The sequence below is a fragment of the Streptococcus sp. HMSC10E12 genome, from assembly GCF_001807855.1.
GTDB lineage: Bacteria > Bacillota > Bacilli > Lactobacillales > Streptococcaceae > Streptococcus > Streptococcus salivarius.
The window spans coordinates 40,501-40,839 of the sequence record NZ_KV791095.1 but is presented as its reverse complement, the minus strand read 5'-3'; the positions used below and the strand labels follow the sequence as shown (position 1 = coordinate 40,839).

1 pseudogene is annotated in these 339 nt (G+C 44.0%); it reads right to left on the bottom strand.

What is annotated here, in order from left to right:
- A pseudogene (locus HMPREF3112_RS11875) lies at positions 1-339 on the bottom strand (hypothetical protein); the annotation flags it as partial.

Genomic DNA, 339 nt, shown 5'->3' with positions numbered 1-339 from the left:
CAGTTTCTGAATCACAGTCTGCTTCAACCTCAGAGTCAGCGTCAGTAAGTGAGTCAGTTTCAGAATCACAATCAGTCTCAAATTCCGAATCAGCTTCAGAAAGTGCATCAGTTTCAGAATCACAGTCAGTCTCAAACTCCGAGTCAGCATCAGTAAGTGCATCAGTAAGCGAATCACAATCAGTGTCTAATTCAGAGTCTGCATCAACAAGTGCGTCTGTCTCAGACTCACAGTCTGTTTCAAACTCAGAATCAGCGTCAGTAAGTGAGTCAACATCGGCATCGCAATCTGTCTCAAATTCCGAATCAGCGTCAGAAAGTGCGTCAGTTTCTGAATCAC